Genomic DNA, 25,106 nt, shown 5'->3' on the forward strand with positions numbered 1-25,106 from the left:
GCAACAGAATAAGACGGCATCATTGAGCTGGACAAATTTGATGACAGCACTACAATGGCCAATATGAGCAAGTTGTATGACAATCATCCAAAACTCATAGTCTAACCTTGGGAGCTACTCAATATGACTACTCCGGCATTATGGAGCGCGCAAGCGCACATGCCCTCAGTGATCGGCAGACAGATCAATGTGATATCCGCTAAGGGAGCCTATCTCACCACCGATACCGGTGCCAGGCTATTCGACGGAACCGCATCGCTTTGGTATGCCAACATCGGGCATGGACGAGAAGAGATGGCACAGGTCGCCTATGAGCAGATGAAAAAGCTCGAGGTCTATCATGTCTTTGGACGCTATACGAACGACAGGGCCATTGAACTCTCAGAGAGGCTCGTCAGCCTATCGCCTATCGCCAACGCCAAAGTGATTCTGAACAGCGGTGGGTCTGACGCCATCGACGCTGCCCTGAAGCTTGCACGCCGCTACTGGAACCTTGTGGGCCGCACAGACAAAAAAGTGATCATTAGCCGGGAGCATTCGTACCATGGGCTCCATGCTTACGGTACCAGCGTCGCAGGCCTGGACTTCAACCGCGAGGGCTATGGAACCGACTCACTCGTTGATGGCACTGCGCGCGTTGGTAAACACGACGCGGGCGCCTTCGCCGCAGCAATCAAAGGCATCGGAGCTGAGAATATCGCAGCCTACCTTGCTGAACCTGTCATGGGCACCGGCGGCGTACACCCGCCGCAAGAAGGTTACTTCGACGAGATTCAACGCCTCTGCCGCGAGAACGATATCCTTTTCATCGCCGATGAGGTCATCACCGGTTTTGGCCGCACCGGCGAAATGTTCGCCTCGACTCGCTACCGGCTTCAGCCAGATATGATCGTCTTTGCAAAAGGGGTGACCTCGGGGTACGCAGCGCTGGGCGGCATTCTCGTCGCGCCTCGGATGTGGCAGCCCTTTTTTGAGCGCGGTGCTGACTCGCCAATCTATCGTCACGGCACCACCTATTCGGGTCACCCCGTCACCGCCGCACTCGCACTGAAGAATCTCGAAATTCTGGAGCATGAAGGCCTCGTCGCCCGCTCAGCGGCACTTGAGCAGGTACTTGCTAACGAGTTAAAGGCAATCGAATCGCATGAACTCGTGACCAGCACGCGCGTCGGCGGCTTCCTGGGCGCTATTGAACTCTCTAGCGAAATCAGCGCCGAAGCCGTCTCCGACCAAGTCATCGAACAAGGCTTCATCACACGTCCGCTGCGTGGTAATGCCCTGCAGATCAGCCCTCCTTTTATTTCCACCGATCAGGAAATACGTGATCTGGTAGCTGCTGTACGCGGGGTACTAGACTACGTCAACGTAAATGCGGTGAAGGCTACTGCTTGAGCAATGCGTCAAAGGATGCTGCAGCGCACGAAGAAATAAGCCTCGATAACAATATGCAATCAAAAGGCCGAGACTCCAGAAAGAGTCACGGCCTACTTTTTCTTCAGGGGCAGCATTTGCATTCAGCCCGAGACTGAGGTTACGGGTGCCAGCTTAGAGCTCTCTTCGGACGATTTCAGCGCCTGCACTTAAGGCGTTTAATTTGCCTCTTGCTACTTGACGGGCTAAGGGTGCCATACCACAGTTGGTAGAAGGATAAAGTTTGTCGGCATCTACAAACTGAAGCGCTTTTCGCAAGGTATTGGCAACTTCCTCAGGTGTTTCAATGGCATTGGTTGCCACATCAATGGCCCCTACCATTACTTTTTTACCTCGAATGAGTTCAATTAAATCCATTGGAACATGAGAATTTTGACATTCCAGTGAAATGATATCGATATTGGATTTTTGCAGCTTTGGAAACGATTTTTCGTATTGAAGCCACTCTGACCCCAGCGTCTTTTTCCAATCTGTATTGGCTTTGATACCGTAGCCATAACAAATGTGTACAGCAGTTTCACACTTAAGCCCTTCAATTGCCCTTTCTAAGGTGGCAATTCCCCAATCATTCACGTCATCAAAGAAAACATTAAATGCGGGCTCGTCAAACTGGATAATATCAACGCCAGCAGCCTCTAACTCCCTAGCTTCTTGATTGAGGATTTTGGCGAATTCCCAAGCTAGTTTTTCACGGCTTTTATAATGATTATCATAAAGCGTATCGATCATGGTCATAGGACCTGGCAGAGCCCATTTTATGGGTTGCGTGGTTTGCTGCCGTAAAAACTTGGCATCTTCAACAAAAACGGGCTTTTGACGAGCAACAGCGCCAACGACCGTCGGTACACTCGCATCATAGCGATCACGAATTCTAACGGTCTCGCGTTTCTCAAAATCGACGCCGCTAAGGTGTTCAATAAACGTGGTGACAAAGTGCTGTCGAGTTTGCTCGCCATCACTAATAATATCAATACCTGCTTTTAATTGCTCTTGCAATGACAAACATAAGGCATCTTTTTTGCCTTCAACCAATTCCTCGTCTTCTAACCTCCAGGGTGACCAAAGAGTCTCAGGTTCTGCAAGCCAAGAAGGTTTAGGTAAGCTGCCAGCAGTCGAAGTAGGTAATAATTTTTTCATAATAGATGATCTTGTTTTTTTGGTTAATCAAAGTGCGTAATTAGCAGCCCATTGCTCAAGAATAGTTTTGTATGGTTTGATGAAGTGCTCCTCAGCAAATCTCCCTGCTTAATCGCTAACTCGCCACGCTCTTCTCGATCATAAACAATTTGAGTTAACGAATGATCCAGGTTCTTCAGATTTGGCTTATAGATTTTTCCGGCTGCAGCATTAGAATTATAAATTTCAGGACGATAAATTTTTTGAAAAGTTTCCATCGTGCTGATGGTGCTTATAAGCTCAAGATTGCTGTAATCATTAAGCAAATCACCGAGGAAGAAAAAAGCCAGCGGCGCAACGCTATTTGGTGGCATAAAATAACGAACATTCAACCCCATTTTTTTGAAATATTGCTCAGTTAACGATGATTCATTTGGCTGATATTCATGGCCTAATATTGGATGCTGATTTTCAGTACGATGATAGGTCTTGCTATCCGAAACACTTAAACATATAACCGGCAGTTTTTTAAAGAATTCCTTGTAAACAGTTGAATTTACAAAACTCTTGAATAGTTTTCCATGCAGCTCGCCAAAACCATCAGGAATACTAAATTGAGATTGATCCTTATTATGATCCAACAATAATACGCTAAAGTCATAGTCCCGAATATAAGAAGAAAAATTATTCCCTACAATCCCTTCAATACGTTCGTTAGTTTTGTGATCAATAATATTCGTTTTCAGTATTTCAATAGATGGAAAGGCATGCCCATTTCCTTCAAGATCCATATCAACGGAAATAATTTCAAGTTCGACAGAGTAACGATTTCCCTTGGGATTATCCCAATGTGCCAAAGCATTGAAACGATTGTCAATCATCTTTAAGGTATTGCGCAAATTCTCTTGACGACTCTCTCCTCTAGCCAAATTAGCAAAATTGGTGGTAATGCGCGTATTGTCAGAAGGACGATAGTTTTCATCGAAAAAAACGCTCTTGATACTAAATGCAAACTCTTTATTCATTGTGATCTGGCGTCCTGATTTCCGAAATAAACGCTGAATTTATTTTTCAGCTGAGCCACTAATTGAGTAAATTAAGCTCATTTAAGTAGTAGTTGTATTCATCATTTGCTGTAAGGCCAAGACTGGCATTGCTGCAGCAGTCCTCGCTTTGGAACGGCAAATGAAGAAGGAATAAATTACATTGTAGGAAAAGCAATCTATGAAGTAAAATGGATTTATTTCACACATCCATGAATATTTCTCATACATAATGTTAGAACGCATCCATCTGGCCGTTGTGCAGCAGGTCGAAAAGCAAGGATCCTTGACCGCAGCAGCGGGCATGCTGCATGTGACTCAATCTGCACTGAGTCACAGCATGAAGAAACTAGAACAGCAGCTGGGTACCGAAATCTGGCGACGCGAAGGCCGCAACCTGCAGCTTACTCAGGCAGGGCAATATCTGCTGGCCGTGGCCAATCGCGTGCTGCCGCAGCTGGATCTGGCCGAAGAACGGTTGCTCCAGTTCGCCCAGGGTGAGCGAGGCTCCCTGCGCATTGGCATGGAGTGCCACCCCTGCTATCAATGGCTACTGAAGATCGTCTCACCTTATCTGAGCACCTGGCCAGATGTGGATGTGGATGTGAAGCAGAAGTTCCAGTTCGGCGGCATCGGCGCAATTTTTGGTTATGAGATTGATTTGCTCGTCACACCCGATCCACTATTCAAACCAGGCCTGACATTCGAGCCTGTGTTCGACTATGAACAGGTACTGGTGGTCGCCAAAGGCCATGCACTCGCAAACCTTGCCTATGCCAAACCGCATCACCTCACCAAGGAGATACTGATTTCCTATCCGGTAGACGTGGAACGCCTGGATATCTACAACCAGTTTCTACAGCCAGCAGGCATCACGCCCAGACGCCACAAAAGCATTGAAACCACGGACATCATGATGCAAATGGTGGCCAGTGGCCGGGGGTAGCAGCCTTGCCGCGCTGGCTAGTTGAAGAGTACGCAGAGAAACTGGACGTGGCACCGGTACGCCTGGGCCCCAAAGGCATTGCCAAGCAGATTTTTCTGGGCGCACGCGAAACAGATATCACTATTGACTATGTGCAGGCCTTTGTAGAGTTAGCCCGCAGCACCTCTCCCTCTTTTTCGCAAGGCATCAGCTAATGGCTATTATTGGTTGAGTAGATGTAACTGAACGAGATCAACCGACAGGCGCGGCATATCGTGCCGCAATTTGCCGAACGTTCATTGCCTATAGATAGCACCGTCGCATTGCGGTGCGGCCGTGATGACTCCTGCCTGGCGTTCCAAGTCCTGCGCGTCGGTGCTGACGCGCAGATACATCCGCGCCACCATCGGCACGGCCGTGGCCTTCTGCTTCATGTCGCTTCCTTTGGGCATACCGTAATGTTCAAGCATCACTTTAGAATGGCACCTAGAATGAGACCTAACTGGCAAAAAACTCTGGATTATCGTAATTGAAATGAACGTTGATATGAAGGACTAAATTATCATCTTATAATTTTCAAAATAGAAATCCCATCTTCATAAATTATTTCATGGTTATATTGGAACGCTCTTTCATTTAAATAATGATATTGTTTTTGATATTCTCGGCGCTTTAGCGGATCAATTTTAATTTGCAAAATCATCTCCTCTCTTCCCGCTTCACACAATGTTTCGCCAAAAGGATTAACAACACAGCTTCCGCCAGCAAACTGATGAGCAAAATCATCCTCTCCTACTCGATTGACAAAAGCAGCATAAAACTGATTTTCCTGCGCGCGAGCTTTAATTGCCGTTCGATGGGTTTCGCTATAAGGATCCATGTTGCCGTTCACTACTAAAAGTAGATCAACATTTAACTCGGCGTTTGCTCTACCCGATTCAGGGAATTCAATATCAAAGCAGATCAATAAGCCAATGCGAACCCCACGCCATTCAAAACTGATAAAGCGATCTCCAGGTGTAAATAGTCCTCGATCTGTTAACCACATATGAGTCTTGCGATAAGTAGCAATACGTCCTTTTTCAGGATCAATAAAAATTGAACTATTGTAGTACTTACCACCTTCCTCTTCACAAATTCCAGCAAGCACGGCTATACCTTTCTCTTTAGCCTCCTTTTCTAAAGTTTTAACAATTTCGCCTTGTAATGACTGCGCATAATTTTCGACATTCTCATGTGTCGGAAAACCGCTAAAACAAGTTTCCGGAAAAATCAGAATATCACTTGATGATTTTGCTTTACGAATGATCTGCACAACTTTTTCTAAATTACCGACAATATCGCCATCTTTAAAGGTAATTTGTGCAAGCTCTAACGTGAACATCTACTTTGCCTCTTAAATGATTGCTTCTCGGTCACACCAAGCTCGAAAGCACGGTGCGATACCTTGGTATCGAAGTCGATGACGCGCTGGAAATGGCAGAGCAGACAGAGGTGTAATATTTACTTACGACCGGACAGTGCAACAGCAAAAATGCTCGCTGTCCGGCCAAAGCGGACGGTCGTCAAACAACTGATAGAGTGAGCTTGCCAAGTATAGATTGTCAGTCAAGCACTTCGCACCATTTGCGCTTAACGCTGCTGGTTCTGCTGCAGCCATGCCTTCGTATCGGTCGTTGGGATACGACGTACTGCGTTATAGGTGCCCGCTTTATCCCACCACATACCGTCACCGCGTGCGAATCCAAGCCGGTAGCGCGCCATACCGTTTTCCGGATGCCGTGCAAGTTCAGCGACCAACATGTCGATAGTCAGCAATTCCCTTCGGAAGCGACGTCCCATGACCTTATCGACCAGATCGCCGAGCTCGCGATAGGACAGCGTGTCGCTCGCAACATATACGACCTCGTTCGCGATCCTGGGCCGCTCAAGCAGAATTTCAATCGTTAATCGGCCGATGTCTTCGGGCGTGGTAACCGTCACCTTTGTATCCCAGCTTCCCAGTCCTCGCACGACCCCTCGTCTACATCGATCAGTCCGAAAGCGGGCTGGAACAGGAAACTCGTAAACATCCCTGTCGATACAATCACCCACTCGGTCCGCGTCTGCGCCCGCAGCAAGCCCCTTACCTCATACTGCTCGTCGAAGACAGGCTGGCCGCTGCCTTTGCCGACAATATCGTAATCCACCCCGAACTGCCAGGGAAAATACCTTGCAACGCCGGCGCGCAACGCTGCATTGGTCAGTCTGATTTGCGTTCCTGGACCCGCCACGAATCCTGTGCAATTGATCACAGTGTGAAATCGACTCATAAGCGCAACCAAGTCGTCGTCGGAGCACGCAGCAAGATCGAATGGCAGAAGGTCGACATGCGCAGTGCGCAGATCATGGTAGTTCTGCGCCTGTTCTGGGCTGGGCGTGGCGAGCGAACTCGGCGACACCAATACCGTTAAAGAGTTAGTTGTATCTTTTCGGCGTAGCATGAGCTGTCGTAGAACGGCCATGCCAAGTTCGCCGGCGCCGAGGACGAGCATGTTATCGAGTTCAATATAGTCGAGGTCGTCAGTCATGATGTTTCTGTCCAGAGAGTTGAATGTGGAGTGAAGTATAAGAAGCACAAACAAAACACATAAGCCCCCGCGTCATGCTCTTAGAATTGCAAAAAATGGGATAATCGTCATCATTTCAGCTTCACAAGGACATGGTATGGACAGAATTCGCTCAATGCAGATTTTTTCACGTGTAGTTGAAGCTGGCAGTTTTGCCGGCGCAGCAAGAACCCTTTCGATCCCGCGCTCAACCGTGAGCAGATCCGTTCAGGATCTGGAACGTGCACTCGGAGTGAGTCTATTGCAGCGTACGACACGAAGCTTGCGCCTGACATCAAATGGCAGCTTCTATTATGAGCACTGTCAGCAGGTGCTTCTGGAAATTGAAAGCGTTGAGGCGGCATTGTCCAACACCGCGATTCAACCACGCGGTCGGCTTCGCGTTGACATGACATCGTCGTTTGCTCGGGCTGTGGTGCTACCTGCAATCAACGGCTTTCTTGACCGTTACCCAGACCTCGAGATCGTTCTTACCCTCGGCGACCGTCCGGTGGACCTTATTCAGGAGGGCCTCGACTGCGTGGTGCGCTCAGGCACGCCACAGTCATCGGCGTTGCTCGTGGCCAGGAGCATTGGAAGCTTCGAATGGATCACCTGCGCCTCGCCCACCTACCTGAAACATCACGGTGCTCCGCTTTCTTTGGACGACCTCGCGAACCATCAGGTCGTGGAGTTTCATTCCGGTCGTACCGGACGCGCGATGGACTGGCGTTTCAGTGCGGCTGAAGGGGAACAGACGATCAGCCTACGCGGCAGACTTGCCGTCAACGACACTGATGCCTATATTAGCTGCGCACTGGAGGGGCTTGGACTTATTCGCATTGCGAATTTCCTCGCTACGCCGTACCTTCAGGATGGGAGCCTTATCAGGGTGCTCCCGGAGCAACGTGGGCCTGAAGTTCCCCTATCTGTGTTGTACCCCCGAAACCGCCATCTTTCTCCTTCCGTGCGCGCCTTCGTTGACTGGATGGCGGGGCTGCTGAGCGGCGTAACCTTGCCAGCGGCTGGAACAGCGCCTATTTCAGATATTTGAATTTTCTGTCTATTGGGGCTTTAAATGTCCGCAATGGGTCGAGGCTGTGTGAAAACGCTTCACTGGTCGCCTGATCCCAATTAAAATAAGCCATCCCGTTTAAGCGAGGTGGCCGATGAAGCGATTTATCGAAGGCGAGGAGCGAAGTCAGATCGCCTTGCTCCCTGAATGCCTTGATGATTATGTCACCGAGGACAACCCGGTTCGCGTCATTGAGGTCTTTGTCGACGAACTGGATTTGCATGCGCTCGGCTTCAAGGGTATGCAACCCGCATTGACCGGGCGCCCTTCATATCACCCGTCCGTTCTTCTGAAGCTCTATCTTTATGGCTACCTTAATCGCGTCCAATCCAGTCGACGTCTGGAGCGGGAAGCACAGCGTAATATTGAACTGATGTGGCTCATTGGGCGGCTGGCTCCTGACTTTAAGACCATTGCCGATTTTCGTCGTGATAACGGTGTTGGCATTCGGAATGCGTGTCGACAATTTATTGTGATGTGCCGCCAACTCAAACTGTTCTCACAAGCCATCGTTGCCATTGACGGTAGTAAATTCAAGGCCGTTAATAACCGGGATAAAAACTTCACCCCCACAAACTCGATCACCGAATAAAACAAATCGATGAGAGCATCGAACGCTATCTGGGTGCGTTGGAAACGGCTGACCGAACTCAGCCAATTGAGGTCGAGGCTACTACGCAACGGCTGCAAGAGAAACTAACCAAGCTTAGGCAACAGATGCAGCAATTACGGATGATTGAAGAACGCTTGAACCAGCAACCAGATAAACAATTATCCCTGACCGACCCCGACGCGCGATCAATGGCGACCAGCGGCAGGGGTACTGGCATGGTCGGCTATAACGTGCAAGCAGCGGTCGATACCAAACATCATCTAATTGCTGCGCATGAGGTCACCAATGTCGGCCATGACCGAACACAGCTCTCGAATATTGCGTTTAAAGCACAAGAGGCGATGCAGGAAAATACCTTGGGGGTAGTTGCAGATCGTGGATACTTCAAAGGCCCAGAAATACTGGCTTGCGAGCAGGCGGGTATTGAGACGTATGTTCCCAAACCCATGACGTCCAACAGCAAAGCTGAGGGGCGATACAGTAAACTGGATTTCATCTACCTTGCCCAAGACAATGAATACCAATGTCCGGCTGGGCAACGACTCACTTATCGGCACTCAACACGCGAAGAAGGCATGAAAATCGATGTTTACTGGACATCAGCCTGCAAAACCTGCCCCCAGAAAATGCAATGCACCACCGGTAAGGAACGTCGAGTCAGGCGCTGGGAACATGAAGACGTTTTGGATGCCATGCAACGTCGCTTGGATAGCACGCCAGGCAAGATGAAAGAGCGGCGCTGTACCGTGGAGCATGTCTTCGGAACGCTAAAATTCTGGATGGGGTCAACGCACTTTCTAATGAAGTCGCTCCCCCATGTGGGTACAGAAATGAGCCTACATGTGCTGGCCTACAACCTGCGACGGGTAGTAAATATTCTTGGGGTTGCCGAGACTATCAAGGCGATACGACTGGTGGGGGCATGAGGCCCCTTATTCGCCTTTTTTAGAGCGTTATGCGCCGCTCATATTAGCCGTCAGAAGCATCAGCCTGGCCTACGACAATATATAAACTGGATTGCGGGAATATTATGACCCAATCCTACTCCAATCGTCGGGCTGGGCAACTCAAAATGTGTTTTCACACAGCCTCGGTCGTTCTCTGCCTGACAAATAGGACAGAGTAGGTCAGGTCAAGTCTGAGTTAAAGCACTTGAGTCAACCTCCCGCGATAATCCTCGGATGAAAACTTACGTACAGTGTCTCAATCGACCCAGCATCAGAATCGAAAAGCCTCAGTGCTCTTCCCGAGGAGTAACCTTCTGTTTAGCGGGTTCGCCGTCGCACGACCTTGTGAGCGGAGGATTACCCCGATCACGCCAATAGTTCGCAGCAATATCGGCTCCTGAAGTCCCCATTCCCGGAATTTGGTAGCGCTCGCCCATTGATATCCGTGGCGGTTTGTGCCGTCTCCCAATACTCGCAAGCGCCCCGCCGATTGCCGCACCAAAAAGTGCGCCCGCGCACATCATAACGGCCCACAGCCCCCAGTCATCATTGAGCGAGGTGAGTAACCCAGCGCCTATACCCAGCAGCAAGAAGCTGATGAAGATCAATCTACGCATTTTCGCTGGACCTCCTTCGGTTCATGCGAGAAATTCGCAGCGCAACCTGTGAACCTAGTCTCAAACTACGGCATCACTCGGTAAACTGTGGCGAGTCCTACGTCCACCTTGCGTTCGATGAGCAATTTAAACATTTCGTCGGTACTAAAATGTACTACCTGCGTCCTTTCGCCGGCGGCGTTTGCCTCCTCAGCTCTTCGACGCTGCTCTTCATGGAAGACTTCCAAGATTGCCACACGAGGAACAGTAGCCCTCATGTTCAAATTCAGTAGTTCTTCACGAATATATTGTTCAACCATCTTCTCTATCAGATACCCTCGACGCTGCGCATTCAAACAAAGAGAACGCCGAAGTCAGAACATACTTTGTATCAAGGCGAAGTGCTGTATCTGTACATACACTACTCTTGCAGATGCACTCGACCAGTTCGCCCAGACGCTCTGTGAAAAATCAGTTTTATGCAATACAGCAGTTTCATGATCGTTTTTTGTCATGCGTAATCCGTTATGCGCCCCAGCCCTATCACACCCCAGCCCACCCTTCTGCTTACAAAAATCGAATTTACGCAACAAATCAGTTTCATAATTCATTTTATGCAAGCATAATTGAATTCGTCATCTTTTCGGTGCAAATTCATCATTTTTACGCGTCTTGCGGCAACAGTACCCGGAACGACCTATGACTGACCTTCCCAACGATCCTATTGGCGCAGCGTGGCTAGCCCAGGCGTATGAGCTATTTCCAATCGGGCGCATGCCCGTACACAGCCAGATCGGTGGGCGACGGGCCACCCAAATCAGAGACGGCGACAGATTGGAAACCTATCAGGCGGCCATGCGTCCCTCGCTCAAGCCCGCGGCGTACCTTCAATTCCACCTGCGCCACGAGGTGCCGCACTTGGAGTTCCTGTCGCGCCTGTTCGCCAAGACCGGCCCCGCCTTTGTTCAGGCCTGGATCGATGCCGAACCGACCGGGTAGTATGCCCGCCAGGCTGCCTTTCTGTATGAGAGGTTAAGCGAAGACACCTTACAGGTACCTGCACGCCTTGGCGGCAATTATGCCGATGCCATCGATAGCAGCAAACTCGTAGCGGCTTCGGCCGATCGCATCGTAAAAGTGCCACGCTGGCGCATCAATGACAACTTACCGGGTACCAGATACTTTTGCCCGACTATCGTCAAAACGGATGCAACGCTCCAGGCCATGGCCCTGGACGTACCGCAACTCTTTTCAGCACCTGACGGATGAATTCGGCGAAGATCTGCTGCAAAGCGCCGCCATCTGGATGACACTGCGTGAAAGCAAGGCCAGTTTTGCCATCGAGGGTGAAGCAGACCGCGCCAGCCGTATCGAACGGTTCGCCGAGGTCATGGCCCGAAGAACGGGCCACGGAGACAATCCCTTTAGCGACACTGCGCTTGCTCGACTACAAAGCGAGATACTGGGCAGGCGCACGACACTCACTCATTTCGGCTTGCGCCAGTCGCCCGTTTTTGTAGGCGAAACAGTGCGCTATCAGGATATTGTGCATTACATTGCGGCGCGATGGCACGGTACCGGAGCCGGTGATTCTTCCCGTATCAGCGGCCATCACCGACGATTCCGGAGAGCGCCGAAATTACGATCGCGTGCTGGATGAGGTGTCCAGACCCCTGATGCAAGCGGCGCGTGAACATATAACATTCGCGTCAAGGCACACCACCTATCCGGATGGCGTCGTTTCTAACTTCGAATTCCACGGAAATGAGCAGATCCGTCCCGTGTGGCGCTATCTTGATTTAGGTCCACATGTCGTCTACCTGTCCAACATCGTCAAACGCACTTTGATTGAACAGATGCGCGAGCAGTCGCGCTGTCTGCGCAATCACGGGCGCGCTCGCCAGGCGCTCAAAGACGTGGTCGAAATGCCTGACCAGCAGGCAGACCGTGTCATTCGATCCATTGAGCAAAACAAGGGTGAACTCAGCAACGCACTGGTCAAGCAAATGCCAGTGCTCAGTGAGACCGGGGTATGGGCGGAGATCATCGAAGCCGTATCGCAAGCTTTCCAAGAAGACCTGCCCCCGATACCCATGCAACAGCTCCTCAGTCCTAGTTACGGCCACGAAAAGCTTGATAATCCGACGCTTGAGGATCTCATTGATATTTTCGAGGATAGCTGGACCGATTACATCTTTTCACCCTGCGAACTCCTGCTAAAGACGCCCCATGGTGATATCGCCGTATCTCAACGGCTTACAACGCCGTGATTCTGAAGCGACTCCAAGGCCGAACTATTTTCTTTACCATGCTCGCCGATCTCCAGAAAGCGATCTCTGATCCATATGCCGGCGGGATCGCTTTGAGCACGTGGATGCCATGCCATCGCCAGGCGAAAAGGCGGGATGCGAAATGGAAGAGGAATCAAATCCACAAATGCCGCATAGCGCTCAAGCAATTTTCGCGGAAGGCTGGCCACACCATCAGTCTGCGACAGAACAAGTGCCACTTGGTTATAGCTGGGCACGGTAGCGACTACGTTTCTCTCGACGCCCAGTTCTGCCAAAACCGTGTCCACGGGAGTAGAGAAGCCTGCCCGGGATGAAACCACGACATGGCGCAGGTCGCAATACTCCTCCAGACCGGGTGTCCCGGTACCTCGAGGGTGGCCACACCGCTGAGCCAGCACGAAATCGTCACTGAGAAGAAAACGTGCCTTAAGGGCATCGGGTACCTTGTCTATATCTCCTAGAAACAAGTCGACCTCACGGCGCGCCATGCGCTCAACCAGACCGGCGTCGTCCGCAGGCACGACGGCCATCCGCAATTTGTGGTTGGCGTAACTCATCACCTTCGCCATGACATCCAGTGCCAAGATCGTGAACACGCTGTCATTTGTTGCGACGACGAATGTTCTTGCCGAGGTTCGAGGATCAAATTCGGGGATTGCGCCACAGCATCGCGCAGCCTGACCAGCGCATCCGCCAGAGCCGGACGCAACGCAAGCGCCCTTTCGGTCGGCACCATGCCGCGGCCCGTTTCCGAAGGAACGAGTAGCGGGTCCTGGAACAGCTCGCGCAGACGAGACAGGTGGCCCGACAAAGTCGACTGACCGATGTGCAGGCGCTGCGCCGCATGCGTCACATTCAATTCGTCCAGCAAGGTGTCCAACGAGATCAGCAGGTGCAGCTCTGATTTTTTCATATCGAACATTCCGATACCTCCCATCGAAACTAACAATTAACGGCCATCTGGATACCCTCTTTAAACTTTGATTTACTGCATCCAGCACTATATCGCACAGCCTCTACTTAAAAGGGAAACCCACATGCATCGATCGTTTCTTTCCATATCCTTGGTCATTGCTGCAGCGTTCTCCCCCGCCATCAGCCCCACTGTGGCCGCGGCGGGGAAAGCCCTCCATCCATGATCAGTCAATTCCAGGCCGGCTACCACCATTTCAAGATAGGCAAGATCGAGGTCATCGCCTTATCGGATGGCACGCTACCAATCCCTGCGGACAAGCTGCTTACGAATGTTCGGACGGGCGAGGTGGCGTCGCGCCTTGCGCATACATACCAAGGCACGGATGTCGAGGCGTCTATCAATGCTTTTCTAATCAAAGCCGGTGACCGCCTGATTATGGTGGACGCCGGTACGGGCGAACTCTACGGTCCTACCCTGAACAAATTGGGCGCAAGTCTAAAGGGCGCGGGCGACAAGCCGGAGCAAATCACCGACATCTTGATCACCCACATTCACACAGACCACACCGGAGGCCTGATGGATGGCCACCGCATGGTTTTCCCCAACGCCACCTTGCACGTAGAGCAAAAGGAAATCGATTACTGGTTGAATCCGAACCGTCGTAAGCAAGCGCCTGAGTCGATGAAGAAGTATTTTGATGAAGCATCAGCCAAAGTCCAGCCCTACGTGGACGCAGGGAAAGTGAAACCATTCAGCGGGGAAACCTTGCTTTTCCCGGAAATTCGATCAATCCCAGCAGCCGGTCATACCCCAGGCCATACGCTGTACTCACTCGAGAGCCAAGGAGAGAAGCTCGTGTTCTGGGGAGATCTGCTTCATGTCGCGGAAGTACAACTTCCTCGGCCGGATATCACGATCGTCTTCGACGTGGACCCTAAAGCCGCTGCGGCTACCCGCAAAAAGGTGCTCGCAAACGCCGTGAAGGAAGGCTATTGGATAGCTGGAGACCACGTCTCATTTCCCGGTGTGGGACATGTGCAAGTCGATGGGGACGGCTACCGCTGGATACCCATGACATATATAAATGACTATTACGAAAGAAGTAAGTGAACGCGGACGTCTCGAGCACAGCAAGGCATTCAAGGTACATATCGCTATCACAGATGTGCCCCATCGCTTCTCGCATTGCGAGCATTTCCAAGGCAGCGAGCATCCGCGTGATTTCAAGGATGGATGGTTCATCCAAACCTGCAATTTTCACGCCTTTACGAGGGACGCTAACCACTAGGCCCCTGGATTCGAGATAGCGAAATGCCTCGCGCACAGGGACATGGCTTGTATCGAACTCGACCGCGATTGCGTCCTGACGCAACGACTCTCCAGGCTTTAACAATACGATCAGCCAAAATCCGCGCAATTCGTTCCTGCAAAGTCATATTTGTTGTTTCATGCATCTAATTGCTCGCTGATGAAATTAAAGACGCACTTCCGGGCTCGCAAAGATGGGTCCGCAAACCGCTTCAACCGCGCGTCGAAAAGAGCCTTCCACTACCATCGCCCGCACAGCTTCGATATCGTCATGAACCCATCTGTCGTCACCCAGGGTAGCCGGGATTTTCTCGCGTATTGTGGACAAGGCCGCTGTTGTCCCGCGTCCTAGCGGATATCCTTGAAGATAGGGGATTGACAGGTCGAGGGCTTGAGCTGCCACCAGCATCTCAGCCGCGACGATGGCCTGTGTATTTTGAACGATCGTTCTCGAGCGCCGAGCAGCGAAGCACGAATTGCTAACGTGGTCTTCCGTATTACCCTTTGCGGGCAAACTGATGGTGCTAGCAGGACTGCACAACGCGACATTCTCGAGAACAAGACCAGTTCCCATACTTTGCACCACCGAGAAGCCCGTATTAATTCCTGCCCGTTCTGCAATCAAGTTCGTCGGCAGACCGAAGCTGCAGGCCGGATCGATTAGACGCGCTGTACGTCTATCGCAGATCGCCCCCAAGTCGGTCACTACGAGCGCAAGCAAGTCCATTGCTTGCGCTACATACTGTCCGTGGAAATGCCCGCCTGAAACAACATCATATTCTCCGTGTTCATCGAGAAAGATCAACGGATTGTCCGTCGCGCTATTCATTTCCGTTAGGAGGATACTATCGATGTAGTCCAGCGCATCTAGCACGGGCCCGTACACCTGGGGCGCACAGCGCAACGAGTAGGCATCTTGAATGCGAGGCTCATTGGTTGACTCGGCTTGGCCGCCGGCCCCTTCCAAGGAAGTTCGCCGGGCTGCTTCAGTGCAACGTTCTGTACCTAAGAGAATCCCACGGATCGCGGCCGCGACTCGTCGCTGGCCAACGTGCGGCCGCGCTAACATTGCGCGATCCTCGAAGCAGGACAACTCGCCTCGCAATGCCTCAAGGGACATACTTAGCGAAATAGTTGCATCAGCCAAAAGCGTTCGGGCATCGTATGCTGCCAAGACGGCATAGGCCAAGGAAGCGGTTGCGCCATTAATAAGCGCCGTCGCGTCTTTGGCGTGAACGTCCATCGTTGCTGGCAATCCAACCTGCTCGAATGCTGCCGAGGCCGCGACAATCTCTCCTTGAAACTCGACTTCACTCTCAGCCAGGCCCATGAGCGCTGCGCTCATTATGGCTAACGGAGCCAGGTCGCCGCTTGCTCCTACGCTGCCCTTTGATGCAATTACGGGCACGATATCATGATTCAACATCGCCAGAAGCCGGTCCACGATTTCGACCCGAACGCCTGAATGATTGCTCGCAAAAGCGTTCGCTCTGATCGCCATCATTGCGCGCACGACCTCCGACGGCATTCGCTCTCCTGTACTCGCGGAGTGTGAACGGATGAGGTTCCGCTGGAACGATGATATATCGTCGCTTCCGATCCGACGGTTCTTGAGACTTCCGACGCCCGTATTAAATGCATACATTAGCGGGGCTGTGTCGTTAAGCCATTGCTTCTCAATGTAAGCTCGCGTCGCGCACAGCAAATCCCGTGACGAGGGACACAACTCCACGTGGGCTCGGTTTCGTGCGATTTCGATGAGCGCTTCGGCAGAAAGGCCGGCGCCGTCGAGGTTGAGAGTGGGTTGCAACATGCAGGCTCCTAACGGGATGACTCCTAGATAATCTATTATCTATTATCTAGGAGTCAAGCAATTCGAAGATGGCTGCGCATACATTCCGTAGAGAGCGTGCATTCCGCGTTGCCCAAAACATCTCTGCCCGCATCCGCAAAGTAGGAGGTCCCGCAAATTAACCCGTCGCGCGCGGCAGTCGGTCAAGTGTGCCGGCATGCGCAACGAAGGACGTCCCCACCCCACGGTGGTGTGGTTCAAATTCCTGACTCACTGCCTTTTTTCGCACCGAGACACGCGCAGCCAGCTCACTATAATCAGTATTTTGGGAAATCAATGGATGTGCCGTTGAATCTGGAAATATCAGATCCGCACGAAACTGTCCGTTGGCCGTCATCTTGGCTCCTTCGATCCAATCATCAACCATATCCGCCCAACACTGCAACATTTCTCGGCGTTGCTCTGCGTACTCAGCCTTGTTGTAGATCGCACGCACGCCCTTCTGCTCATGTGCCAGGCACGTCTCGATCCAGTCTGGGTTAAAGACAGCCTCTTGCAGGAGAGTTGAGCCCGTACGACGCAGGTAATGAACACAAAAATGCGGCAACTCAAAGCCATCTTGCTCTGCTTTTGCCACCATGGCCGTGATGACGCGATTGAGCGTAACGTTACTCATCGGTTTGTCAGTTTCGTAGCGCCCGGGCAATAGATATTGGCTGCTGCCCGGCGCCGATCGGACACCCGGTAGTCGTAGCGAAAGCTAATCGTTCCCTTGACCGAGACAACGACATACATGCCGTCCCGATCAGGCACCTTATAGGGCTTATCGTCCGGCTTGAGCATTTTGAGCTTTGTGTCAGTCAGAGCCATTCCCACCTCCTGGATTCAAGTACCGTCTGCATAGCAAAACGGTAAATGAAGCTTAAGCCGTCGTCCAGCAAAATCAACCGTCAAAAGTGGTGGGATGGGGTGAAATGACATGGGGCGCCAAGACACAAAAAAGCCCTTGCATATCAAGGGCTTAATTTGCTTTTTGGGACTTCGTGAGACGTTAAAAACCCACCCCGAATCACTCCCACTCGATCATCAATGGAAATAAAAACCCATTTAAAAACAGACATTTAAAATCCATCTGCGCAGCAGTACCATGAAAAATACCACACCCAGAAAACGCTCAGTCAGCCTCATGGGTTAGCAGAAAACCTAACGACCAAGGATAAACCACATGTACATCAGCTTGCGCCCAGCCTGCCTTGATGCTGCAATGCCAACGAAAGTGCCGACGTAGCCAAGAATGCAGAGGAGAGACGGCCCGCTCCTGCCGTCTCATACCCTCCCCCAATTGATATAGGGGAAGAGTTGGCGCTTGTGTGTGGGCTGCCAACAGCCATTAAGGGTAAAGCGGAGCGCCGAGGCTAGTATACTTCACGACTACGCTTCGCCTCCAGTTCCTTTCCGAGATCGAATTTATTACCCCAAGCGGTAAACCACTGATCGTTGGATGATTGAACCAACTTGAGCTTTACTGCATCTAAGCCAAAAATCTGTCCGATGGTGTCTTTAGTGGCGGCACTAATATGAGGACAGACAATCAGATCAAGCAGCAAAATCAGTGTTTCTGAATCATCCGGGCAGTAGGCCTTCATATATTCAAGTTTCGCGATAACGTGAGCCTCTACGAAAGCCTTCAACTTTTCATAGCGAACCTTATCTTTGATATAGGACAACAGAACTGTTATCGAAAAATGATTCATAAAGCCCGACGGACGAACATAGTTTTCTGTACCTTCTTCCTCTTCGATTAGAAAATGCCGGAGAAGTACAGAAACCGGCAACCAATACTCCCGACCTATCTGCGACAAGGAAATAAGTAGATATAGGCTTTCAATCTCACGATGGACGCTCATCGTATTTTTTCTAGCTGCTGCAACACGTTGTCGTGGACGTACTTAAACAGCAAGTGCTTTTGCTCGTATGGAAAGCTTTGCGCCTGCAAAAAGGTTACGGAAGCTGTGATCATCCGACAGAGGCGGATCGTGTGATTGACCCTCGGGCTTGCAGAATAGACAAAAAACACGAACTCCATAATTGCCAGCAAGGCACTGGAAAAGCGCTTACGATCACGACCTGACTTATCACTCTCCACATACGCCTTGGAGAGCTTCTCAATTTTACTCTCAGTTATGGCGAAAGTGTAGTTTAGAAGATCGCCATAAGTGACGCCTGCCTCTTTGAGAGCAGCCTTATACCGGACAATCAGACGGTTCGCATTTACAGAGCAAGCCAGATTTTTTTGGATGGCTGGAAGGATCGACAAGAGGCTCCTCCTCACACCGTGGATCGATCTCGTCATTCAGCAGAATCGAAACCCTCTCTTTAGCAACCGTAATCTCTGTGATAATTGGTTTTTGATAATGCTTTATTTTTGCCGTGTTGATGGCAAGCTTTTTAGACTTAAGCACTTGCTGAAGCGTCTCGAAAATCTTGAGCTGGGTAGATTCCTCATTATAAAAAACAAAGAAATCATCCACGTAGCGGAAAATTTCATAGTCAACCTTATGAGTCAGGTTTGCTCCTTCGAACAACTTCCTGACAAGCTCCACATCAACTGCCTGCAAAATAATCTCAGCAAAGACTCGGGAAAACTCCGGACCAATAACTATACCGTTGGTCTCTTTATGATTAAGATCTTGCATAAGGGCATCGAAACGCCCTCCAAAAGTTCTCTTCGACGCATCCAGACTAAATTTCGTCTGATCCTTTCCCAATACAGCCCAAGGCAGTGAGTGAGTATAAATGCTGTCAAAGCACTTACTCACATCAATCTGAACCATTGCATCATACTTTTTCTCACTGCTATGGTATTGATGCGATTCAAAGAAGCGGTGAATATTCCGGTATTTACGATACACGAAATAAGACCCCAGCTGCTCGTACTCTCGGTCACTTTCCTCGATGCCTGAGACTGTATCTAAACGCTCTTCATGAAGCTTGTCTTTGAAATAAGCATAGCGCGACACCGACACAGGATGACGAATCGAGAACTCACTAACAGATGTGTGATATATAATCAAGGCACTGTGCGTTGAGTAAAAACTTGCAACAGCAACCTGATTACGTGGATGAACAACACTAAGCGTTCTTCCATCAAGATTATGGGCGACACGAAAATTAAAAGGGATCGTTGCCATCTGGCATGTATTAACGGGTACGCTGCGGCGGGTTTTCTTCTTACCCCACTCGTTCACCATAGTTATTGCGATTCCGGCATTGGGTTTGAGCTTGATCCCGAACAGCAACAACATTATCTCGTCGAGCGCATCCGTTTCACAAACCCAGCGCAATTGGCCACTCTCGATCTCAACGCTGTTATTAACCAAGAAGCGGTAATAGCCTCGATTGGAGAATGTCGGAGGCACTTCAAACGGCAGCATGTCGGTGAGTACAGACCTTTGCTTCCGGTGAGTGAGTGAAACACGTCGCTTAGTCATGCTTCCAGGCCCCCACGATCATCTGCAACTCGCGCGTACTGAAATTATGGTACCGCCGCTGCTCAAAGCCTGTCGTGAACTTAAGTTTCCTTATCTTCTTTTGAAGACTACTTCGCCCTAGCTCACCTATACGCCTCTTGAGCTGTCCATCGAGTAATTTAAAGCTCGACAAATCGGTGACAAGCGGATTGTTAAAGTATATTCCGGTGGCAGCACGTGATTTGCTGTTAGAAAGGCGTGTGTTGCCTGTCAGAAATTTAATACGCCCAACCAGCTTTCTAAATGCTTTCTTTGAATTGACAGGCTTCTCACGCCAATAGTCCGCAAACGCAGCATTCATCCTCGACCGATACTTCATCACTTTTGCCGCGCTCGGGCTGATCTCAAACAGCCCCTGCTTGAGATGAAAGCGATACCCCAGATACTCGAACTTCTTCGAGTTAGTATCAGCCAGATTGAATTCAGAGGTTTTCTCCTCATTGAGCGCCAGTCCGTTATCACTGAGTGTTTCGTTGATCAACTGCTTGAACGAGCCGAGGCTTTTTCCAGCAGGCGGGCGTGCAAACACAGCCACTATGTCATCGACAAACCGACAATACAGCACCAAGCCAGGAATAGCCCGGATAGTCTTATCCACCGGTCTAAGATACAGTTCGGCCAGGTACGCGCTAATACCTACACCTCGGGGAACGCCAGTAGATGTTCCGGAAATTAAGCCATATGAGTCCAACACCTGTTTGATGTATTTTTTTGACGCTGAGCTCAGTAGCTGGTCGCGCTCCAATTTCTCTAGCAAACGCTTACGATCGATACTCTCATAAAATGAAGAAATATCCGTGCGAACCAGTTCAAAAGGAAATTTACTGCCGAGCATATCGCGAAGCTGACATACAAGGTCGTGACGGCTCGCTTGTTTGACGCCATAAATGCGATGAATGTTACGCTGGATCTGCTTAATGGCAAAAAAGTTTCTGGCTCTTCGTCAATGCAAAAAACAGCCTTTCCCTTCGGCCCCATCTTTTGGGAAAGATCTATTTTGAAACTCGGTTTAAGTACCTTATGACTGATCTCATCCATCAAGGCATCGACGGCCGATGATTTAACTACCTTCAAAGCCGTTAGTTCAGCTTTTAACGTAAGTAACCGTGCCTCGAAGTCACTTGCTTTAAATGTACTTTCGCTTTTCCGTAGATCACGAATCTCCTGCACCTTATTGCGTATGCTGAGCGTGAACGGCTCAAGCGTGGGAAAATATCGGGTCGCCAGGTCGGCACCTTTCCGATTCTCAGCATCGTAGATACGACGGAAGTTTTCCGCAGTGAACATTTGGTCGAGCATCGTCAGAGCTTATTCCATTTTTGTTGTCAATTAAGTTGATCGAATTACTACCCTTTCCACCCGAAAGCACCGGGCAACGCCATACGACTCTCAAACTGGCATCGTTTAACTTGGTCGTGCCTGCTTACCAACCAATTCAGCCGGTGCTTTCCTTCCTGACGCTCAGCCTATGGCCCTATACCTCCGCTCTCGCTCAGCGTCTGTCAGAGCTTCAGGCCATCTCGCCAACTCGCCATCGGTGAGCCCCGCCAGAATTTGCGGTAGGCTTTTGGTTCGATGTGGATGTATAGGCAGATCGGCTGATGGGCCACCTTCAGTGATGAAAAATGGCTCGGGTAGCTCTTCTGAGTGCAGCTTCGTCATACTTTCTTCTCCTAACACTTCCTGACCATGTCCAAGGTACATCATGTAAATGTGCTACCCACCCTCAACCGCGCCGCGAGGCGCCACTTTGTAAAGGGTTGTCCGGGAAACCTTGTAGCGCTCTGCAATCTTGGTGACCGGAATACTCGGGTCAGCCATGAGTCGCTTGATCTCCTTGATTTGTCTCGTATCCAGCTTTGGCTTTCGGCCTCCTGCTCTCCCCCGCGCACGGGCTGCAGTCAGGCCCGCCTGCGTTCGCTCCCGAATCAGATTGCGTTCGAACTCTGCCAGCGAGGCGAAAACATGTAACACCTGCTTGCCGGCAGCACTCGCTGTCTCGATCTTCTCGGTGATACTCTCGAAGCCGATGCCTTTGTCCTCCAACTCTGCAACGATACGCACCAGCTCAGGCAAGCTGCGCCCAAGTCTATCCAGTCGCCACACCACCAAGGTGTCACCGGCACGCAACGCCTTCAAACAATGGCTCAGCTCCAGCCGACCAGCGGTTTTGCCGCCCGCCATCTCTTCGTAGATCGCCTGAACCCCAGACAACTGCAGTGCGTCGCGCTGCAAATCCAGGTTCTGGTCATCCTTCGAAACTCTGGCATAACCGATCCGTTGATTCATTAACAGTTTCCGGACGATGATAAGTTTACGAGTATATTAACAGTTTGATATTCTCATCGGCAGTGCATGGGAAATATTTTTATAGTGTTAGAAAAACCACCGTTTTCCGAACACCGATACCATGTGCGAGAATGTGAATTCAAGGTTTAGAGTAGCCACCATCGCCTACAAGAGAGGTACAACCGTGAACAAGAAAAAACCGAGGAGGCGATTGCAGATAGCCGTACCGTCACGGTTGGCCCGGTGCGCTACACGATGGCCGAGTTGCTGGCCGGCGCGGAAGCCTCCGGGGCTTACCCGCTACCACCCGAGGAGCGGGAATGGGTCGATGCTCCACCAGTAGGCCGAGAATGGCCCAATGATGAGAAGTAGAAAGGCGGCCAGTGGCCGCCTTTCTACATTTGCGCATCTACTCAAAACATTATTAGCCACATGCTTGACGCAGGGCTTTTATAGCCTCCTGAAAATCTGCCCTGGTCGCCCGGCCCGTTTCGGCCTGGTAGTACACCACCATAAAAGCATTAGCGACGGCTTCCGCCAATGGCCCAAGACTCCGCGCTTCCGCTTGGTTTATGTACTCCAAAGAAGAAAGAATAGCCGCTGCTTGATGCACTGCTTGCCCTGGTTCGATAATATGTTTTGTTGTCATGATTCACCTCTCCAGTAGGTGTTGATTGAAAGTGCCGGGCTGGTTGTGGCCAGCCCGGTGCGCCTACAGGTACAGCCCCGCCGCCTCCGCGAATGCTGACCGCTCATTCCTGCCGCGATTAACCTCAATACTTATCGGCTTAGTTTCGCTCTCTCTCATAGGGTCTGGCCGTGATACAAAAGCGGCTGTTTCTGCCTCTGCATCGACCTCGGTCGATTGATCACCCAGCGGCGAAACAAATACCTTGCTGACTTCTTCCCTTGGCGTTTCATCCAGGGCCGCCAATGCGGCCATGTATGTTGATGTCGTCATCGTGCTAACTCCTGACTTCGTTACTATCTGGGCCAGAATCGCCACCCAAGCTATTGCCCTCGAACTGGCCAGATTGGCTTGCTTCTTTCGGCTCCATGCTTTCGCGTATCGAAGCAGCCAGTTTTCCGCCTGTGGTTTCGCTCACTCGCTCCTGGAATCCCTGCTTCATTTGAGAGCCGACACCCTTGGCTAACTCGGAGGCCGTGCCTGTGGCCAGCTTCGCGGCCTTGGCAAAGCCGCCACCGCTTGAGCTACTGCCGCTGTCACCAAAGCCAGTCGCTTGGGCGAATGGGCTACTGCCAGCAGTACCCGCTTCACCACCACCGTTTCCGCCACTGCTCACAACTGACCCCATGCTGGGCATATCCCCGCCAGCACCCATACTTGCTGATGCTTTCTGGAATGCTGCCTGGATGGCGGATGCACCGCCCGCAGCCCCGGTAGCAGCGCCCATCATTGCTTTACCAGCCATTGCCGCGCCGCCAGTAGCCATGCTTGCCGCTGTCATTGCAGCCCTCATAGCTGCACCTGCACCGAAGCTCCCAGCTCCACCGATAGCGCCCAAGCTCGCGCCCGTCACAATGCCGGAAATCATCGAAGGAACCTTGTTGACCAGGAACAGCAATATCAAAGCAATCACCAACATAACGGCCAGCTCTTGAGAGGTCACACCCTCGCTGATCTGCGCGTAATAGTGATTGATGAACTGCTTGCCAATTGCGACCAGCAGCACCATAGCCATGAGCTGCGCGGCCACGCCCAGCACGGTCTTGTAGTAGTTGATGGCCATGTCGGAAGTCCAACGCGATCCACCAAAGCCGAGGAAGAAGATGCCGGCATACATCAGAATCCAAGCCGATGCCATGACCAGCAGTAGGTTAATCGCTATCAATGCCATGACGATCAACACAGCAATGGCCAACAACTCCATGACCAAGGCCGTTGCGAACTGTCGCCACCCCAGCTCCGACGTGGCCTGTACTGTTTTGTGATACAGCTCAAACCCCAAGTCGAGGATGCTTGATGGCCCCAGCTTGCTATCAGATAAACCTCCTGCCTGCGCTCCCAGCATTTGCAAGGACTCAACCATCGTTCCAGCGATATTCATGCCGGTAGTAGCATTCACCAGCAGCCACCAGAAAAAGCCGGTGAAGATCGTGAAGCGGACGAACTCCGCGAAAAACTCGCCAATGTCAGCCTTGCGCATGGCCATCTGGCCAAATGTCCAGACCATCGAAATCACAACCAGCGCCCAGAACAACCGGGATGCGGCAGCTTCAATGGCAGGCCCCCAGGTTGATGCCGTAGTGTGAAAACGCTCCAGGACGTCATTCATGACACCGCTACTGCTAAGTTCCTGCGCCATCGCCGGTTCAGCTAACACCGCAGTAACGGCCACCATCAGGCCACCAAAAACAATTTTCTTAACCATGTCGGCCACCTCAATAATTGTCTTTAGGGCTGGGCTTGAACTCCCACTGGCGCATCTGCTTGGCCTTCTGGAACGCTCTGCATTCCTCGGTAAAAGCCGCTCGGTTCGCTTCGCTGCGCATTTCATTCAGTGCTGCCTGGAACGCATCAGGGGCGCACGTCGCCGCGTTTGGTTCGGGCATCCTTTCCTGTTCACATCCAGCCAACAACAGCACCGCAACAGCCGCAGTAAATAAGATTTTTTTCATCGCACC

Annotated in this window: 27 protein-coding genes and 6 pseudogenes; 9 read left to right on the forward strand and 24 right to left on the reverse strand. The window is 51.1% G+C overall.

What is annotated here, in order from left to right:
• Window positions 1–123: 123 nt before the first annotated feature.
• Window positions 124–1,392 (forward strand): aminotransferase family protein, encoded by a 1,269-nt coding sequence (locus tag L1889_RS07165; RefSeq protein ID WP_238664562.1) that lies wholly within the window; start codon window positions 124–126, stop codon window positions 1,390–1,392.
• Between the two features lie 153 nt (window positions 1,393–1,545).
• Here the strand turns inward: L1889_RS07165 and L1889_RS07170 are convergent, their stop codons facing one another.
• Window positions 1,546–2,568 (reverse strand): methionine synthase, encoded by a 1,023-nt coding sequence (locus L1889_RS07170; protein WP_238664563.1) that lies wholly within the window; start codon window positions 2,566–2,568, stop codon window positions 1,546–1,548.
• A gap of 27 nt (window positions 2,569–2,595) precedes the next feature.
• Window positions 2,596–3,572, reverse strand: a pseudogene (locus tag L1889_RS07175) (DUF1852 domain-containing protein).
• A gap of 250 nt (window positions 3,573–3,822) precedes the next feature.
• Between L1889_RS07175 and L1889_RS07180 the strand changes: the two are divergent.
• A pseudogene (locus tag L1889_RS07180) lies at window positions 3,823–4,730 on the forward strand (LysR family transcriptional regulator).
• Between the two features lie 81 nt (window positions 4,731–4,811).
• Here L1889_RS07180 and L1889_RS07185 read toward each other — a convergent pair.
• Both L1889_RS07185 and L1889_RS07190 read right to left on the reverse strand, forming a co-directional pair.
• Complete coding sequence (locus L1889_RS07185) at window positions 4,812–4,949, reverse strand: hypothetical protein (protein ID WP_444329659.1); 138 nt, start codon at window positions 4,947–4,949, stop codon at window positions 4,812–4,814.
• A gap of 128 nt (window positions 4,950–5,077) precedes the next feature.
• Entirely contained in the window at window positions 5,078–5,899 is an 822-nt protein-coding gene (locus tag L1889_RS07190; RefSeq protein WP_238664564.1) for a nitrilase-related carbon-nitrogen hydrolase, read from the reverse strand.
• 20 nt (window positions 5,900–5,919) lie between these two features.
• Between L1889_RS07190 and L1889_RS07195 the strand changes: the two are divergent.
• A pseudogene (locus L1889_RS07195) lies at window positions 5,920–6,015 on the forward strand (integrase); the annotation flags it as partial.
• Between the two features lie 132 nt (window positions 6,016–6,147).
• Here the strand turns inward: L1889_RS07195 and L1889_RS07200 are convergent.
• Both L1889_RS07200 and L1889_RS07205 read right to left on the reverse strand, forming a co-directional pair.
• Window positions 6,148–6,498, reverse strand: coding sequence for an NmrA family NAD(P)-binding protein (locus L1889_RS07200; RefSeq protein ID WP_238664565.1), 351 nt, complete (start codon window positions 6,496–6,498; stop codon window positions 6,148–6,150).
• A complete protein-coding gene (locus L1889_RS07205) occupies window positions 6,495–7,085 on the reverse strand; it encodes an NmrA family NAD(P)-binding protein (RefSeq protein WP_238664566.1) in 591 nt (196 codons plus the stop codon). Before L1889_RS07205 ends, L1889_RS07200 begins: the two co-directional genes overlap by 4 nt.
• Before the next feature lie 136 nt (window positions 7,086–7,221).
• Between L1889_RS07205 and L1889_RS07210 the strand changes: the two genes are divergently transcribed.
• Window positions 7,222–8,157 (forward strand): LysR family transcriptional regulator, encoded by a 936-nt coding sequence (locus L1889_RS07210; protein ID WP_238664567.1) that lies wholly within the window; start codon window positions 7,222–7,224, stop codon window positions 8,155–8,157.
• A 115-nt stretch (window positions 8,158–8,272) separates the two neighbouring features.
• A pseudogene (locus L1889_RS07215) lies at window positions 8,273–9,717 on the forward strand (IS1182 family transposase).
• A 308-nt stretch (window positions 9,718–10,025) separates the two neighbouring features.
• Here L1889_RS07215 and L1889_RS07220 read toward each other — a convergent pair.
• Together L1889_RS07220 and L1889_RS07225 are read right to left on the reverse strand one after the other, a co-directional pair.
• The gene (locus L1889_RS07220; RefSeq protein WP_238664568.1) at window positions 10,026–10,355 is read right to left on the reverse strand and encodes a hypothetical protein; all 330 of its coding nucleotides are present in this window, start codon (window positions 10,353–10,355) and stop codon (window positions 10,026–10,028) included.
• A 65-nt stretch (window positions 10,356–10,420) separates the two neighbouring features.
• The gene (locus L1889_RS07225) at window positions 10,421–10,690 is read right to left on the reverse strand and encodes a transcriptional repressor (RefSeq protein WP_238664569.1); all 270 of its coding nucleotides are present in this window, start codon (window positions 10,688–10,690) and stop codon (window positions 10,421–10,423) included.
• Window positions 10,691–11,033: 343 nt separating this feature from the next.
• On the opposite strand from L1889_RS07225, the gene L1889_RS18750 reads away from it, so the two are divergent.
• The 3 genes from L1889_RS18750 (at window position 11,034) to L1889_RS18760 (ending at window position 12,604) form a co-directional block, all read left to right on the forward strand.
• Window positions 11,034–11,333, forward strand: a complete 300-nt coding sequence (locus L1889_RS18750) for a hypothetical protein (RefSeq protein ID WP_308217608.1) — start codon at window positions 11,034–11,036, stop codon at window positions 11,331–11,333.
• A 157-nt stretch (window positions 11,334–11,490) separates the two neighbouring features.
• Window positions 11,491–11,994: a hypothetical protein gene (locus L1889_RS18755; RefSeq protein WP_308217609.1), complete on the forward strand. Its 504-nt coding sequence runs from the start codon at window positions 11,491–11,493 to the stop codon at window positions 11,992–11,994.
• Window positions 11,921–12,604 carry a hypothetical protein gene (locus L1889_RS18760; protein ID WP_308217610.1) on the forward strand — a complete coding sequence of 228 codons (684 nt, stop codon included), beginning with the start codon at window positions 11,921–11,923 and terminating at the stop codon, window positions 12,602–12,604. Before L1889_RS18755 ends, L1889_RS18760 begins: the two co-directional genes overlap by 74 nt.
• Here the strand turns inward: L1889_RS18760 and L1889_RS07235 are convergent.
• On the reverse strand, window positions 12,583–13,182 hold the full coding sequence (locus tag L1889_RS07235; protein ID WP_238664570.1) for a LysR substrate-binding domain-containing protein: 600 nt from the start codon (window positions 13,180–13,182) through the stop codon (window positions 12,583–12,585). The genes L1889_RS18760 and L1889_RS07235 overlap by 22 nt on opposite strands.
• Complete coding sequence (locus tag L1889_RS07240; protein WP_238664571.1) at window positions 13,182–13,547, reverse strand: LysR family transcriptional regulator; 366 nt, start codon at window positions 13,545–13,547, stop codon at window positions 13,182–13,184. The genes L1889_RS07235 and L1889_RS07240 overlap by 1 nt, the downstream gene beginning before the upstream one ends.
• Before the next feature lie 213 nt (window positions 13,548–13,760).
• Between L1889_RS07240 and L1889_RS07245 the strand changes: the two genes are divergently transcribed.
• Window positions 13,761–14,651, forward strand: a complete 891-nt coding sequence (locus tag L1889_RS07245; RefSeq protein ID WP_238664572.1) for an MBL fold metallo-hydrolase — start codon at window positions 13,761–13,763, stop codon at window positions 14,649–14,651.
• 202 nt (window positions 14,652–14,853) lie between these two features.
• On the opposite strand, the pseudogene L1889_RS19155 reads toward L1889_RS07245, so the two are convergent.
• From L1889_RS19155 to trbK, 14 genes and pseudogenes are all read right to left on the reverse strand, one after another.
• Window positions 14,854–14,958 (reverse strand): annotated as a pseudogene (locus tag L1889_RS19155) (hypothetical protein); the annotation flags it as partial.
• Between the two features lie 57 nt (window positions 14,959–15,015).
• On the reverse strand, window positions 15,016–16,662 hold the full coding sequence (locus L1889_RS07250) for an HAL/PAL/TAL family ammonia-lyase (protein ID WP_238664573.1): 1,647 nt from the start codon (window positions 16,660–16,662) through the stop codon (window positions 15,016–15,018).
• A 391-nt stretch (window positions 16,663–17,053) separates the two neighbouring features.
• Window positions 17,054–17,320 (reverse strand): annotated as a pseudogene (locus L1889_RS07255) (tyrosine-type recombinase/integrase); the annotation flags it as partial.
• A complete protein-coding gene (locus L1889_RS07260; RefSeq protein WP_238664574.1) occupies window positions 17,314–17,511 on the reverse strand; it encodes an Arm DNA-binding domain-containing protein in 198 nt (65 codons plus the stop codon). The pseudogene L1889_RS07255 and the gene L1889_RS07260, both read right to left, overlap by 7 nt.
• A gap of 545 nt (window positions 17,512–18,056) precedes the next feature.
• Window positions 18,057–18,548 carry a hypothetical protein gene (locus tag L1889_RS07265; RefSeq protein ID WP_238664575.1) on the reverse strand — a complete coding sequence of 164 codons (492 nt, stop codon included), beginning with the start codon at window positions 18,546–18,548 and terminating at the stop codon, window positions 18,057–18,059.
• Entirely contained in the window at window positions 18,545–18,958 is a 414-nt protein-coding gene (locus L1889_RS07270; RefSeq protein WP_238664576.1) for a hypothetical protein, read from the reverse strand. The genes L1889_RS07265 and L1889_RS07270 overlap by 4 nt, the downstream gene beginning before the upstream one ends.
• Window positions 18,885–20,132 carry an antiviral reverse transcriptase Drt3b gene (drt3b, locus tag L1889_RS07275; protein WP_238664577.1) on the reverse strand — a complete coding sequence of 416 codons (1,248 nt, stop codon included), beginning with the start codon at window positions 20,130–20,132 and terminating at the stop codon, window positions 18,885–18,887. The genes L1889_RS07270 and drt3b overlap by 74 nt, the downstream gene beginning before the upstream one ends.
• Entirely contained in the window at window positions 20,125–21,090 is a 966-nt protein-coding gene (gene drt3a / locus L1889_RS07280; protein ID WP_308217667.1) for an antiviral reverse transcriptase Drt3a, read from the reverse strand. Before drt3a ends, drt3b begins: the two co-directional genes overlap by 8 nt.
• Before the next feature lie 542 nt (window positions 21,091–21,632).
• Window positions 21,633–21,833, reverse strand: coding sequence for a hypothetical protein (locus L1889_RS07290; RefSeq protein WP_238664580.1), 201 nt, complete (start codon window positions 21,831–21,833; stop codon window positions 21,633–21,635).
• 54 nt (window positions 21,834–21,887) lie between these two features.
• A complete protein-coding gene (locus L1889_RS07295; protein ID WP_238664581.1) occupies window positions 21,888–22,460 on the reverse strand; it encodes a recombinase family protein in 573 nt (190 codons plus the stop codon).
• 424 nt (window positions 22,461–22,884) lie between these two features.
• On the reverse strand, window positions 22,885–23,109 hold the full coding sequence (locus L1889_RS07300; protein ID WP_238664582.1) for a type I toxin-antitoxin system ptaRNA1 family toxin: 225 nt from the start codon (window positions 23,107–23,109) through the stop codon (window positions 22,885–22,887).
• A 63-nt stretch (window positions 23,110–23,172) separates the two neighbouring features.
• Window positions 23,173–23,421 carry a hypothetical protein gene (locus L1889_RS07305; RefSeq protein WP_238664583.1) on the reverse strand — a complete coding sequence of 83 codons (249 nt, stop codon included), beginning with the start codon at window positions 23,419–23,421 and terminating at the stop codon, window positions 23,173–23,175.
• 4 nt (window positions 23,422–23,425) lie between these two features.
• The gene (gene trbL, locus L1889_RS07310) at window positions 23,426–24,853 is read right to left on the reverse strand and encodes a P-type conjugative transfer protein TrbL (protein WP_238664584.1); all 1,428 of its coding nucleotides are present in this window, start codon (window positions 24,851–24,853) and stop codon (window positions 23,426–23,428) included.
• A gap of 10 nt (window positions 24,854–24,863) precedes the next feature.
• Entirely contained in the window at window positions 24,864–25,100 is a 237-nt protein-coding gene (gene trbK / locus L1889_RS07315; RefSeq protein WP_238664585.1) for an entry exclusion lipoprotein TrbK, read from the reverse strand.
• Window positions 25,101–25,106: the final 6 nt, after the last annotated feature.

The sequence above is a fragment of the Paenalcaligenes niemegkensis genome (assembly GCF_022230885.1).
Taxonomy (GTDB): domain Bacteria; phylum Pseudomonadota; class Gammaproteobacteria; order Burkholderiales; family Burkholderiaceae_B; genus Paenalcaligenes; species Paenalcaligenes niemegkensis.